The 12,496-nt window shown below is 51.0% G+C and carries 11 protein-coding genes, 6 tRNA genes, 2 other RNA genes and 1 pseudogene; 9 read left to right on the forward strand and 11 right to left on the reverse strand.

Annotated elements, in window-relative coordinates; translation table 11 throughout:
• Positions 1-51 precede the first annotated feature (51 nt).
• Entirely contained in the window at positions 52-972 is a 921-nt protein-coding gene (locus C1N59_RS06090) for a LysR family transcriptional regulator (protein ID WP_033740794.1), read from the forward strand.
• On the opposite strand, the gene C1N59_RS06095 is transcribed toward C1N59_RS06090, so the two are convergent.
• The 7 genes from C1N59_RS06095 to C1N59_RS06125 form a co-directional block, all read right to left on the reverse strand.
• Complete coding sequence (locus tag C1N59_RS06095) at positions 969-1,322, reverse strand: FlxA-like family protein (protein ID WP_006117791.1); 354 nt, start codon at positions 1,320-1,322, stop codon at positions 969-971. The two genes, C1N59_RS06090 and C1N59_RS06095, sit on opposite strands and share 4 nt — an antisense overlap.
• A 285-nt stretch (positions 1,323-1,607) precedes the next feature.
• A non-coding RNA gene (locus C1N59_RS06100) (RtT sRNA) lies at positions 1,608-1,740 on the reverse strand.
• 31 nt (positions 1,741-1,771) lie between these two features.
• Positions 1,772-1,904: non-coding RNA, RtT sRNA (locus tag C1N59_RS06105), on the reverse strand.
• A 43-nt stretch (positions 1,905-1,947) separates the two neighbouring features.
• A tRNA-Lys gene (locus C1N59_RS06110) sits at positions 1,948-2,023 on the reverse strand.
• Between the two features lie 4 nt (positions 2,024-2,027).
• A tRNA-Val gene (locus C1N59_RS06115) sits at positions 2,028-2,103 on the reverse strand.
• 41 nt (positions 2,104-2,144) lie between these two features.
• Positions 2,145-2,220 (reverse strand) — tRNA-Val (locus C1N59_RS06120).
• Between the two features lie 47 nt (positions 2,221-2,267).
• Positions 2,268-2,343, reverse strand: a tRNA-Val gene (locus C1N59_RS06125).
• A gap of 269 nt (positions 2,344-2,612) precedes the next feature.
• Between C1N59_RS06125 and gltX the strand changes: the two genes are divergently transcribed.
• Positions 2,613-4,031 (forward strand): glutamate--tRNA ligase, encoded by a 1,419-nt coding sequence (gltX, locus tag C1N59_RS06130; protein WP_394550429.1) that lies wholly within the window; start codon positions 2,613-2,615, stop codon positions 4,029-4,031.
• A gap of 128 nt (positions 4,032-4,159) precedes the next feature.
• Here the strand turns inward: gltX and C1N59_RS06135 are convergent, their stop codons facing one another.
• Both C1N59_RS06135 and C1N59_RS06140 read right to left on the reverse strand, forming a co-directional pair.
• Entirely contained in the window at positions 4,160-4,513 is a 354-nt protein-coding gene (locus C1N59_RS06135; RefSeq protein ID WP_033740792.1) for a YfeC-like transcriptional regulator, read from the reverse strand.
• Positions 4,514-4,624: 111 nt separating this feature from the next.
• Entirely contained in the window at positions 4,625-5,413 is a 789-nt protein-coding gene (locus C1N59_RS06140; RefSeq protein WP_006120379.1) for a formate/nitrite transporter family protein, read from the reverse strand.
• A gap of 361 nt (positions 5,414-5,774) precedes the next feature.
• Here C1N59_RS06140 and C1N59_RS06145 point away from each other — a divergent pair.
• From C1N59_RS06145 to C1N59_RS06165, 5 genes are all read left to right on the forward strand, one after another.
• A tRNA-Ala gene (locus C1N59_RS06145) sits at positions 5,775-5,850 on the forward strand.
• A 45-nt stretch (positions 5,851-5,895) separates the two neighbouring features.
• Positions 5,896-5,971: transfer RNA gene (locus tag C1N59_RS06150), tRNA-Ala, on the forward strand.
• 416 nt (positions 5,972-6,387) lie between these two features.
• Positions 6,388-6,879 carry a hypothetical protein gene (locus C1N59_RS06155; protein WP_375096633.1) on the forward strand — a complete coding sequence of 164 codons (492 nt, stop codon included), beginning with the start codon at positions 6,388-6,390 and terminating at the stop codon, positions 6,877-6,879.
• Positions 6,880-7,000: 121 nt separating this feature from the next.
• The gene (locus C1N59_RS06160; RefSeq protein ID WP_239001171.1) at positions 7,001-7,507 is read left to right on the forward strand and encodes a DUF2778 domain-containing protein; all 507 of its coding nucleotides are present in this window, start codon (positions 7,001-7,003) and stop codon (positions 7,505-7,507) included.
• The gene (locus C1N59_RS06165) at positions 7,485-7,760 is read left to right on the forward strand and encodes a hypothetical protein (protein WP_054633379.1); all 276 of its coding nucleotides are present in this window, start codon (positions 7,485-7,487) and stop codon (positions 7,758-7,760) included. Before C1N59_RS06160 ends, C1N59_RS06165 begins: the two co-directional genes overlap by 23 nt.
• Positions 7,761-7,980: 220 nt before the next feature.
• On the opposite strand, the gene C1N59_RS06170 is transcribed toward C1N59_RS06165, so the two are convergent.
• Both C1N59_RS06170 and C1N59_RS06175 read right to left on the reverse strand, forming a co-directional pair.
• A complete protein-coding gene (locus tag C1N59_RS06170; protein WP_394550430.1) occupies positions 7,981-8,742 on the reverse strand; it encodes a nucleotidyltransferase domain-containing protein in 762 nt (253 codons plus the stop codon).
• A gap of 176 nt (positions 8,743-8,918) precedes the next feature.
• Complete coding sequence (locus tag C1N59_RS06175; RefSeq protein ID WP_006120376.1) at positions 8,919-10,109, reverse strand: NupC/NupG family nucleoside CNT transporter; 1,191 nt, start codon at positions 10,107-10,109, stop codon at positions 8,919-8,921.
• Positions 10,110-10,469: 360 nt separating this feature from the next.
• Here C1N59_RS06175 and C1N59_RS06180 point away from each other — a divergent pair, with 360 nt between their 5' ends.
• On the forward strand, positions 10,470-11,711 hold the full coding sequence (locus C1N59_RS06180) for an Nramp family divalent metal transporter (RefSeq protein ID WP_394550431.1): 1,242 nt from the start codon (positions 10,470-10,472) through the stop codon (positions 11,709-11,711).
• Between the two features lie 87 nt (positions 11,712-11,798).
• Positions 11,799-12,488: pseudogene (locus tag C1N59_RS06185) on the forward strand (O-methyltransferase).
• The last annotated feature ends 8 nt before the right edge of the window (positions 12,489-12,496 follow it).

A 12,496-nucleotide genomic window follows, 5' to 3' on the forward strand; every position in this document is an offset into this window, starting at 1 on the left:
GAGGGTTTAGAAATAAAATTGATTTATTAAATGAATCTATGCGAGAAATTAATGAATTACTCCCTACGTCAGTTACGCACCTTTGTGGCCGTTGCGCATTATGGTGGCTTTAGCCAGGCAGGGCAGGCGATTGGGCTGAGTCAGTCTGCGGTCAGCCACAGCATTAAAGAGCTGGAAGCGGAAACGGGCGTCCGCTTGCTGGATCGCACGACGCGCGAGGTGGTGCTGACCGAAGCCGGGCAGCAGCTGGCTTCACGTATGGAAAGGTTGCTGGAAGAGATAAACACCACGCTGCTGGATATTCGTAGCTATGGCGAACAACGCAGTGGTACGGTACGCATCGCGGCGAGTCAGACGATCTCAGCCCACCTGATGCCGCAATGCCTTGCCGCCAGCCAGCAAAGCTACCCGGAAATAAAGATCATCCTGCACGATCGGGTGCAGCAGGCCGTGCTTCAGAGCGTACGTCACGCCGAAGTCGATTTTGGCATTGTGATTGGCCCGCTGAATGACAGTGAATTCGACTGCTGCGCCATACTGGATGAACCCTTTTTACTGCTGTGCCGGGAGGATGATCCGCTTGCTGAGGTCGGGCAGGCAAGGTGGCCGATGTTGGAGGGACGTACGATGGTGCTTCAGGATTATGCGTCGGGCAGCCGGATATTAATTGACGCGGCGTTACGTCAGCAGAACATCAGTATCAATGTGGTTCAGGAAATCGGTCATCCGGCCACGCTGTTTCCTATGGTTGATGCAGGTATCGGGATCAGCATTTTACCCGCGCTGGCGTTACCGCTTCCTGCGGGGCGCGCGTTAACGGTAAGACGTCTCTATCCTGAGATCAATCGCAGCCTGACATTAATTAAGCGCAAGAATCGCTCGTTAACGCCTGCGGGCGAGGCCATATGGCAGGAGGTGCGTCAGCAGGGAGCTCTGCTGACGCAACAACGTGCTTCCAGTCCTGCGTTTTAAATATAGACGTCGAGCTGATTATTTTGGGTAGGGCGATTGACGCCGTCGGCTGACACGGTTTTACCTTCTTTTTCCGCCTGTTTCGCTTCGGCTTTTTGTTGCTCTTTGCGTTGCAGCTGCTGGATTTGCGCTTCTAAAACCTGAATCTGCGCTTTGATAGTATCCTGCTGCTTCTTCTTTTCTTCGGTGGTCAGTGTTTTATCATCGCCCAGACTTTTTAACTGGTCGTTCAGGCGCGAAATCTGCTTATTCAGGCTGGCAATTTGTGCTGCCGTGTCTGATGAGGCGCTTGTCGTATCTGACGTTGAGCCACTGCCGATGCTCGGTGTGCTGGTTGAAATAGTTGTCATGATGATCTCCTTGCAATTAGACGTTTTAGGTTATCGGATGCGCGCGGCAAAAGCTTAATGCCTCAAAATGTTAAATTTACGAAAAGATTTTTACAGATTAACGTTAGTCCTTACCATTCAGTTGAGTAGACGGGTAACGGTGGCGGATACGGCTGTTGGTTTCATTATTTCGGCAGTGGGAAAAAGCAGGGCGGGTAACTGAACCTGCGGCAGATTCTCATTCCGCACGTCAGGCATCGGAGCGCAGAAACGAAAAAAGCGCCAGAAGGCGCTTTTTCCTGAATTTGGTGGGGCGTGCAGGATAGTCTTCAGCCCGGCGGGCCTCGCCCTTCGGGTGATGCTGGCGCATCAGCCTGAATCGCTGCGCGATTCAGTCGAACCTGCAGCAGTTTCTCATCCTGCACTTTTTGCGCATAGCAAAAAGGCGCCTTTAGGGCGCCTTTCTACATTGGTGGGTCGTGCAGGATAGCCTTCGGCCCGGCGGGCCTTGCCCTTCGGGTGATGCTGGCGCATCAGCCTGAATCGCTGCGCGATTCAGTCGAACCTGCTGCAGGTTCTCATCCTGCACATCAGACATCGGAGCGCAGAAACGAAAAAAGCGCCTGAAGGCGCTTTTTTCTGAATTTGGTGGGTCGTGCAGGATTCGAACCTGCGACCAATTGATTAAAAGTCAACTGCTCTACCAACTGAGCTAACGACCCGAAGTGGTGGGTGATGACGGGTTCGAACCGCCGACCCCCTCCTTGTAAGGGAGATGCTCTACCAACTGAGCTAATCACCCACTTCGGTACTGCTTCACAAGAGTGTCATCTGACTAAGATATGGTGGGTGATGACGGGTTCGAACCGCCGACCCCCTCCTTGTAAGGGAGATGCTCTACCAACTGAGCTAATCACCCATATCTTATCTCTTGTCACTGCGGGCCCTCTTAAACCTTCTTAAGAGTGGTGGGTGATGACGGGTTCGAACCGCCGACCCCCTCCTTGTAAGGGAGATGCTCTACCAACTGAGCTAATCACCCCCGCTGTGTGGAGTCGCATTATAGGGATAGTTGATTTTGAGTCAACGCTTTTTAAAACTTAATTGTGCGTTCGGTTTAATTTTAAACATCTCGCAGGGATTTTATCCAATATGCTGGTTTTCTTAGCAGAAATGCGGGCTTTGCTGCCGCTCTGCTACGTTGCATGCATTGAGGATTCATCATCAGGTGCTAGAATGTGCGCACTGTTTTCGCGTCTAACCTGTTTTTTGTCATCCAGACAAGAACCCGCGCATTTAAGGCAATACTGAATGAAAATCAAAACTCGCTTCGCGCCAAGCCCTACTGGCTTTTTACATGTAGGCGGTGCTCGTACCGCACTCTATTCATGGCTCTTTGCTCGTCATCATCAGGGCGAGTTTGTGCTGCGCATCGAAGATACCGATCTGGAGCGTTCAACACCGGAAGCCATTGAAGCCATTATGGACGGTATGAACTGGCTGAGTCTGGACTGGGATGAAGGCCCGTATTATCAGACCAAACGCTTTGATCGCTACAACGCCGTCATTGATGAAATGCTGGAAGCAGGCACGGCTTATAAATGCTACTGCTCTAAAGAGCGTCTCGAAACGCTGCGTGAAACCCAAATGGCGAACGGTGAAAAACCGCGTTACGACGGGCGTTGCCGCGACAGCCACGAGCACCATGCCGCAGACGAGCCTCATGTGGTGCGCTTCCGTAACCCGCAGGAAGGCTCGGTCATTTTTGATGACCAGATTCGTGGCCCGATTGAATTCAGTAATCAGGAACTGGACGACCTGATTATTCGCCGTACCGACGGCTCGCCAACCTACAACTTCTGTGTCGTGGTTGATGACTGGGATATGGGCATTACGCATGTTGTGCGCGGTGAAGACCATATCAATAACACACCACGTCAGATCAACATTCTGAAAACCATCGGGGCTCAGGTACCGGTTTACGCGCATGTTTCCATGATCCTGGGCGATGACGGTAAAAAACTGTCTAAGCGCCATGGTGCAGTCGGTGTTATGCAGTATCGTGATGATGGTTACCTGCCGGAAGCGCTGCTCAACTATCTGGTGCGTCTGGGCTGGTCCCATGGCGATCAGGAAGTGTTCTCCGTTAAAGAAATGACAGAGCTGTTTAGCCTGGACGCGGTGAGCAAATCTGCCAGCGCCTTTAATACGGAAAAACTGCAGTGGTTAAATCATCATTATATTAATGCGCTGCCACCGGAGTACGTTGCCACGCATCTGCAATGGCACATCGAGCAGCAAAACATTGATACGCGTACCGGCCCGGAGCTGGCGAAACTGGTTACGCTGTTGGGGGAACGTTGCAAAACGCTGAAAGAGATGGCGGCATCCTGCCACTATTTCTACCAGGACTTCACAGAGTTCGATGCGGATGCCGCGAAAAAGCATTTACGTCCAGTCGCCCGCCAGCCACTGGAAGTGGTTCGCGATAAACTGGCTGCATTAACTGACTGGAATGCCGAAACGGTGCATGCCGCTATCCAGCAGGCTGCCGATGAGTTAGGCGTCGGTATGGGTAAAGTCGGTATGCCATTGCGTGTAGCCGTTACCGGAGCAGGGCAGTCACCGGGACTGGATGTGACGGTCGAAGCGATTGGCCGCAGCCGTAGCGTTGAGCGTATTGAGAAAGCGCTGGCCTTTATTGCTGAGCGCGAAGCGCAGAGCGAATAATCTTTCTCTTTGACGGCTGGCGGTGATGTTATCAGGACACTTACTGACAACACCCGACTAAAGTCTGAGCCGCGGGACGTGATTGTCAGCGGCGCAAAAAAACCGGAAGCCTCGCGCTTCCGGTTTTCTTATTCTTCACGAATGCCCAGACGCTCAAGTACACCTTTTATCCCTTCCCGCAAAATCAGGGCCATAAGTTGATCCTGTTCATTCTGGCTCATTTGCTGGACAGAACTTATTAATAACGCAGGTAATGAATTAGGTGGAGGAGTATAATTGCCTGTAGGTTCATTGAGATTACGTGTCGACTGAATAAAGCTTTTTACGCGCTCATCAATGTGGATCAGTCTCGCTTTTCCGCCCTGAACGCCGGGTTTTGGCGTCGTCGTCCAGTTCTCGCGTTTGATCCATTTGTTCACCGTCTGCCGACTGTAGCCCGTTTCGATTGCCAGTTCTTCCGGAGTAAGCCATTCCTTTTTCACGATGCTGTCCCTGTTCAATACATTAGCTATACATATTACAGGAAATCGTAACGGGTGAAAGTAACGGAAAACGAAATTGCCTTTTGTCTCTCAACAAAAGGCAATGAGGAATTATTGCGCAGTGTGTGCCTGTTCGGCAGCGGGGCGGAACGCCAGGAAGTAAGCCAGACCCACGAAGACGGCACCGCCTACAGCATTACCTAAAAATACCGCCACAAAATTCGGGAAGTATTCAGCCCAGGTCATCTGACCGGCGAAAATCGCCGCAGGAATAATGAACATGTTGGCGACAACGTGCTGGAAACCAATCGCCACGAACGCCATCACCGGGAACCACATGCCAAAAATTTTACCGACGACATCTTTACTGGCGAATGCCAGCCAGACGGCCAGGCACACCAGCCAGTTACAGCCAATGCCGGAGATAAAGGCATGCAGGAAATCGGCATGCACCTTCGCATTCGCAATCGCCAGCGTTTTTTTCAGGTAATCACCTTCGGTCATGGCCAGCATGTGACCAAAGAACCAGGCAATCGCGATGCTGCCGAGGAAGTTCGCAATCGTTACCCAGAACCAGTTACGTAATACGCTGTAACCGCTAACACGGCGGGCAAACCAGGCAATGGGCAGCGTCATCATGTTACCCGTTAGCAGCTCGCCCCCGGCCAGAATGGTCAGGATCAATCCCACCGGGAACACGGCAGCCCCTAAAAAGCCACCAAATGACCCCCAGTCTGCGGGTAAAGAGTTAATGACGTGAACATCCAGCAGGAACCCTGTAGCAATAAAGGCACCGGCCATGAAACCAAGAATGATAAGGGAGCTAATGGAGGCATGGCTTTTGGCCACCCCTGCCTGAATCGCCAGTTGGGCGATCTCTTTAGGTGTATGCAGCGACATATATTCTCTATTGATTTTAGTGGTGGAGCGAAAACGCCTGGTTGAAGAACGGTGCGCTGGAGAAAACCATGCAGCCGTATTAAATAGCGGGCTAAGTTTTACACGACATTACAGGGAAGACAAGATAATTCCTATAACATATTTAACGATGCATTAACTTAACGCCGATCAAAAAGGTTTAACCCCGACCAGACACCTTACATCATATTAACAAGCTCTTTTTCTGCGCAAACGGACGTCATCGCGTTAAGTTTGCCGTCTTTTTCAGCGATCAAACACAGAATGTGATTTTGCCGTTGACACTCCCTGGGGGGTTTCATATTATGCCGTCCGTCGCGTAACACGACGGTTTTTTCGGTTCGGGGCTATAGCTCAGCTGGGAGAGCGCTTGCATGGCATGCAAGAGGTCAGCGGTTCGATCCCGCTTAGCTCCACCAAACTTCTCCCAAAAGTTTGGCACTGAAAAAACGATTTCCAGATGTGGGGGTATAGCTCAGCTGGGAGAGCGCTTGCATGGCATGCAAGAGGTCAGCGGTTCGATCCCGCTTATCTCCACCAACTTTCTGCTTGTTCATCAAATCAATAAGTCATCAGAACGCAATGTACTGGTTTTTCTCATCTTATTTCCAATCTTGTTCGTGCTGTCATGTGAAAATCGCCTCTCTTTAGCTTTTGACTTTGCCACTCGGCTCAGCAGCGATTAAAGACGTCAGCGAGATTGACGCACATCCACCTTCAACATCTCTTCCAGCACCGTCTGACCGCATTATTCAGGCGCGATGCGTTACCCTGTTTTGCTTCGAGAACATAATCCTAAGCTCTTTGCTCACGCCTCAGATGCACCAGTAGCACGAGAATATGTGTCTCCCTGGACAGCCGCTCACGTCGCTATATTTGTGACTGCTTCAAGGACTGGGGTTTGAAGGAAGGGGGACTGCCCTTTCATTCTGCAAGGATTCAACTCAGGAGAAAGTATGAACCTCAGACCCGTGATTGATTACTTTGAGCAAACAGTTCGGCCAACTGTGGACGAGTTTTATGCAGATGAGATGAACATGCGTCGAGGACCTATAGCAGCAATCGTCCTCTACCATGTTTATGATTACGCAAAATCCAATGGTTTTGGAAAACCAGGTGATAGCTTGCAGGGTAAAAATAAGATGTTATATGAAGTGGTTCATGCTGTGGCGAATGCATCAAAACATTTTCAGTTACATCAGCACGCAATCGCACGGCACGTTGAACAGATTGCATCTGATCATAACGAAGGACTTTTTAGTGCGCCTTTTGGTGACGGTGTATTCACTGAAGCTAATGGCATTTATTTAATTTTGGATGAACCACAGTCGCATGATGGACGAGATTTTGAACGCGTCGAACTCAAATCAGCGATTAAATTTGTTTTTACTTTCTGGGAGAGTGAGATAATGCGATTCAAAGAGGATTATAAACATAATCCATATTAGTCTTTATCTTATGGATTTTAATGAGGGTTTCGGTTCCCCTCCAAACTCGCTTGATTGGAAAATTCAATCTAAGTATGATTTTTTCATCGAAAGGTAGGGGGCACGAATGATCGAGTGCGAGATGGATTACAGCAAGGTAAGTGCTGACGGTAGAACTGTTAAATTACTTTGTTATGGTGTAGGAACCTTTGATGTCTTCTCGGGCGAAAACCCGACGACTAACATTGCCGAATGCGCATATAAGAATAAAGCTGCGCTTCCTCCGGGCACATACTGGATTGTTCCCCGCCCGACAGGCAGTATGAGTAACCGTGTACTTAGTGCAATTAAAGACTGGCGTAACGGCACCGATCACAGTGAGTGGTTTGGTCTTTATAATGACGCTACTATGAGTGACCATCTCTATGTACATGGCTCTGAGCGTGGTGGTTTCAGGCTGCATCCTTTGAGACCGGATGGAAGTGGGGAGTCATGGGGATGTATAACATTCTATAAAATCCCACAGTTCAACATTCTTCGTAATGCATTACTTAAGACAGAAATGATGCAGGTGAAAGCCGGTGTTAAAGCATATGGACGTGTGACTGTTAAAGGGAGAACAGATTATGACAATTGCAAAATCAACTAATCGCAGGAATTCTGTTTTACTTTTCATTTTGATATACGTGGCTTGCCTTGCCATTGTCTTTTTTGTCCGCCCCGTTTGGCAGTTTACAGAGAAACTGTCCCACTACATTGATGATATATTGAATGCAACAGGTGTTGCGATGGCCGATGGTGAATTTGACCCGGCCGGGTTATGGGTTATTTTTGGTATTCCTCTAATATTATCTATAGCGATTTTTTTTATAATTAGGATAGTGAAAAAAAGATATAAATAAATCGCTAAATGAGTGTGGATGACCACACTCTGTATAAATGCTGTTGAGAACAAGGTCTAATAAGAGTCCGTAACTTCAATGGTGGTGTAATCTCTCAGTTTCACCTGTAAATTAACTATTCATTTTAAAACACCGCCTGGCTCACACGGACGGGTGAGTTGAGCCTGCATCGCCTTCTCGTTTTATCGGGCGCTTTTCATATTTCCCTCGTACGTTCTCGTTACGATTGTTCCAACTGTTGAACCAGCCATCCCCTGAACGCGTCAAGCTGCGAGATAAATTCCCTGGCTGATGTACTGGGCTGAGAGCTTTCGGCGAGAAAGAAGGCGATGGCAGCTTCCTGGTCGGGATAACGCAGAACAAAGCGCGATACATGCTCGGCAAGCGTTGCAGGCCCGTCCGCGTCGCTATCCTGGCGCAGCATATTCGTTGAGCGAATGACTTTTCTGGCGGCGGCGCGTTGCCACTGCTGGCGGCCGGGCAAGGCGCAGGACAGTTTCGCGACATACTCGTCTAAAACCTCCGTGAAATCGCCATTGAGTGCCCTCGCCAGCGCTTTCGAGGGTCTGAACCGGTTAAAACGCACCGATAAATCTTCACCGTAAAGGCAGCGGCAGTGATGCTTTAGCCAGTATCCCCATGTATTAAGGTTGTTCGGGTCCATCACCTCACTTAGCGTGCCTTTATCAACGTCGATTTTACTGACGACAGGATGCCTTGCCGTAAGCCTCTCTTTTACGGCCGCCAGGCTGTCGCGCGTAGCGGGCGCGAGCGGATGACGAAAGACAAGACAGACATCCAGATCAGACTGTCCTTCGACGGCTGTGCCAAACGCAACGCTGCCATAGAGCCACAGGCTGTGAAGATCATCGCCGACGGTCAGACGGAGTTGATGAATAGTATCGTCAACGATTACCTGAAACGCCGGTTGAAAGGCGGTCACAGGTGGAACGGCGATGTAACCCTCGGCATCCAACGCCATAAACGCTCCTTTTAAGAAGAGAGAGGACTGTGTGGCAAGGGGCAGACTGCAAACTGCTGTCAATGCAAAGTAGCAGGGTGACTCAGGAAGGGTAAAGCGTAAGCGTTAAACCGTCTCTGGTTAAAAGCAACAAGGCGAGCCAGTTGGCTCGCCTTGTCTGTTGCGTAAGCCCGGAATCAGAATGCCAGCACCAGGCCTGCAATGGCTGCGGACAGCACGCTGACCAGCGTTGAGCCATACAGCAGTTTCAGGCCGAAGCGCGAAACGACGTTGCCTTGCTCTTCATTCAGGCCTTTAATCGCGCCCGCGACGATGCCGATAGACGAGAAGTTAGCAAAAGACACCAGGAAAACCGACAGAATACCTTCGGCATTTGGCGACAGCTGGCTGGCGATTTTCTGCAGATCCATCATCGCCACAAACTCATTGGAAACCAGTTTCGTTGCCATGATGCTGCCAACCTGCAGCGCTTCGCCTGATGGCACGCCCATCACCCAGGCAAAAGGATAGAAGACGTAACCCAGCACGCCCTGGAACGTGATACCGAAAATGAAGTCAAACAGCGCATTCAGGCCAGAAATCAGGGCGATAAAACCAATCAGCATTGCTGCGACGATGATGGCTACACGGAAACCAGCCAGGATATATTCGCCCAGCATTTCAAAGAAGCTCTGACCCTGGTGCAGATCCTGCAACTGCAGGTCTTCTTCGTTATCGACGCGGTAAGGGTTGATCAGCGACAGTACGATAAAGGTACTGAACATGTTCAGCACCAGCGCAGCAACCACATACTTAGGCTGCAGCATGGTCATGTAGGCACCCACAATCGACATGGACACGGTGGACATCGCGGTCGCCGCCATCGTGTACATACGACGCTGTGACATTTTGCCCAGAATGTCTTTATACGCGATAAAGTTCTCAGACTGTCCCAAAATCAGAGAGCTTACGGCGTTAAACGATTCCAGTTTACCCATGCCGTTGATCTTAGACAGCACCGTACCGATGCCGCGAATCACCCATGGCAGGATGCGGAAGTGCTGAAGAATCCCGATCAGCGCCGAAATGAACACAATCGGACACAGGACGTTCAGGAAGAAGAAGGCCAGACCTTTATCGTTCATGTTGCCAAAGACAAAGTTGGTGCCCTGAGCCGCATATTTCAGAAGATGGTCGAAGAAACCGGCGAAGCCTTTGACGAATCCCAGACCGGCTTCTGAGTTCAGGAAGAACCAGGCCAGAATGATTTCGATAACCAGAAGCTGAATAATGTAGCGAACCCGAATACTTTTTCTGTCGTGGCTGACCAGCAAGGCCAGCACACTGACTACCACTAGTGCTAAAAGAAACTGCAAAATATGGGACATGTTTGCTCCAAATTTGAGGAGGATTGTATTTTGCTGCGTATTCTATGTAACGGCTTACCGAAAAACGAGATCTCATCCACAATATAAGTATTCACTATCGCCAAATTTCTCAGAAAACTCTCAGCGATCACGTCCTGTAACCAAAATATTCACATGGATTTCACTTAAATCTGTTGTCTGTAATTTGCACAACACGTAGAGTGACTAAAATACGTTGTATAAGCAGGGCTTTCTTAGCCCTGATTTATAGCAATGGCTATACTTTATAGCATTATCTATCATAGCGATTAGCGAAACCGAATTTCACTCGTACCTGTGTCGCCTTAAGCTACACAGGTTAACTCAGACAGGGTACCCGATATGCTAGAAAGCCGTGCCGCAGAACGCGCAGCGCGTGGCGCCAGAAAAATCAAACTCGCTTTACTGGGGCCTGCCTTTATCGCCGCGATCGGCTATATCGATCCGGGCAACTTCGCGACCAATATTCAGGCCGGTGCCGCGTATGGCTACCAGTTGCTGTGGGTGGTGGTGTGGGCCAACATTATGGCCATGCTTATCCAGCTGATGTCAGCAAAGCTCGGTATTGCCACGGGCAAGAATCTGGCGGAACACATTCGCGATCGGTTCCCGCGCCCGGCCGTGTGGTTTTACTGGGTGCAGGCAGAGATCATCGCGATGGCGACCGATCTGGCGGAGTTTATTGGCGCGGCTCTGGGATTCAAACTGCTGCTGGGCGTCTCACTGATGCAGGGCGCGGTCCTTACCGGTGTGGCCACCGTTCTGATTTTGATGCTGCAAAACCGCGGGCAAAAGCCGCTGGAGCTGGTGATCGGCGGATTACTCCTGTTTGTTGCGGCCGCTTATATTGTTGAACTGTTTTTTTCCCAGCCAAAAGTCAGCGAACTGGTGACAGGCATGGCGCTGCCTTCACTGCCGAATGCCGATGCGGTTTTCCTGGCGGCCGGTGTGCTGGGTGCAACCATTATGCCGCACGTCATCTACCTGCATTCTGCCTTAACGCAGGGAAAAAGCCGCGACAGCCAGGCGCAACGTTACTCTTCCACTAAGCTGGATGTGGCGATCGCGATGACCATTGCCGGTTTTGTTAATCTGGCGATGATGGCCACGGCCGCTGCGGCTTTTCACTTTAGCGGCCACAGCGGTATTGCGGAACTCGATCAGGCTTACACCACCTTGCAGCCCTTGCTCGGTCATGCTGCCGCGACGGTATTCGGCCTGAGCCTGGTCGCGGCGGGGTTATCCTCCACCGTGGTGGGTACGCTGGCGGGCCAGGTGGTAATGCAGGGATTTATCAATTTCCATATCCCTCTCTGGGTCCGTCGTGCCGTCACCATGGTGCCGTCATTTATCGTGATCTGGGCGGGCTGGGATCCCACGCGTGTGCTGGTAATGAGCCAGGTCCTGCTGAGCTTTGGTATTGCACTGGCGCTGATCCCTTTACTGGTGTTTACGGGGAACCGTGAGCTGATGGGCGAAGCCCTGGTAAACAGTCGTCTGATGCAGAACACCGGTCGAATCATTGTGGTGCTGGTGGTCAGCCTGAATATTTACCTGCTCGTCGGACAGGCCATGGGCATTTAGCCTTACCTGGCAGCGATCGGGCACGGCTTTAAGCGCTGAACGCCACAGTTTATAATATCACTCTCTTCCCGAGTCAGGAGTGACATCATGCGCACGCCAGATTACCCTTCAGACGACCATGTGAAATGGGCCGCCGTTGACGATTATTTTTCACAGTTGTTAGCGCCGCCCGATAACCACCTCAGCGCGGCCCTCCAGGCAAACAGTCAGGCCGGGCTGCCAGCTCATGATGTTTCGGCGATGCAAGGCAAAATGCTGGCGCTGTTAATCAGCATTCAGAATGCCTCACGTGTGCTCGAAATCGGCACACTCGGCGGCTACAGCACGATCTGGATGGCGCAGGCGCTGGGCGAGGGGGGAACCATCACCACGATATAAGCCGATCCCCGCCATGCGCAGGTTGCCCGCGAAAATATTCATCAGGCTGGCCTGTCCGAACGGGTTACGCTGCATGTGGGGGCGGCGCTGGATGTCCTGCCGCATCTGCAGGCTCCCTTTGATCTCATTTTTATTGATGCGGACAAAAAAAATAATCCCGGCTATCTTCGCTGGGCCATTCAGCTCTCCCGGCCCGGCAGTCTCATTATCGTCGATAACATTGTTCGCGGCGGTGCCGTGATTGATGCCGGTTCTACCGACGGCAACGTGCAGGGCGTACGTGAGTGTCTGCGGCGGCTGGCCAGCGATCCCCGACTGGAGGCGACCACGATTCAGACCGTGGGCGAAAAAGGCTGGGATGGCTTTGCGCTCGCCCGGGTGAAAAGCCGCGAGGAGTAAGCGCAGGT

Source organism: Pantoea sp. SGAir0183 (genome assembly GCF_043545505.1).

Coding starts and splice junctions, on each gene's coding strand:
- C1N59_RS06140 (WP_006120379.1), bottom strand. CDS start 5,413: ATGTCGCTGCATACACCTAAAGAGATCGCCCAACTGGCGATTCAGGCA.
- C1N59_RS06165 (WP_054633379.1), top strand. CDS start 7,485: ATGACAATTGCAAAATCAACTAATCGCAGGAATTCTGTTTTACTTTTC.
- C1N59_RS06155 (WP_375096633.1), top strand. CDS start 6,388: ATGAACCTCAGACCCGTGATTGATTACTTTGAGCAAACAGTTCGGCCA.
- C1N59_RS06175 (WP_006120376.1), bottom strand. CDS start 10,109: ATGTCCCATATTTTGCAGTTTCTTTTAGCACTAGTGGTAGTCAGTGTG.
- C1N59_RS06170 (WP_394550430.1), bottom strand. CDS start 8,742: ATGGCGTTGGATGCCGAGGGTTACATCGCCGTTCCACCTGTGACCGCC.
- C1N59_RS06160 (WP_239001171.1), top strand. CDS start 7,001: ATGGATTACAGCAAGGTAAGTGCTGACGGTAGAACTGTTAAATTACTT.
- C1N59_RS06180 (WP_394550431.1), top strand. CDS start 10,470: ATGCTAGAAAGCCGTGCCGCAGAACGCGCAGCGCGTGGCGCCAGAAAA.
- C1N59_RS06095 (WP_006117791.1), bottom strand. CDS start 1,322: ATGACAACTATTTCAACCAGCACACCGAGCATCGGCAGTGGCTCAACG.
- C1N59_RS06090 (WP_033740794.1), top strand. CDS start 52: ATGAATTACTCCCTACGTCAGTTACGCACCTTTGTGGCCGTTGCGCAT.
- gltX (WP_394550429.1), top strand. CDS start 2,613: ATGAAAATCAAAACTCGCTTCGCGCCAAGCCCTACTGGCTTTTTACAT.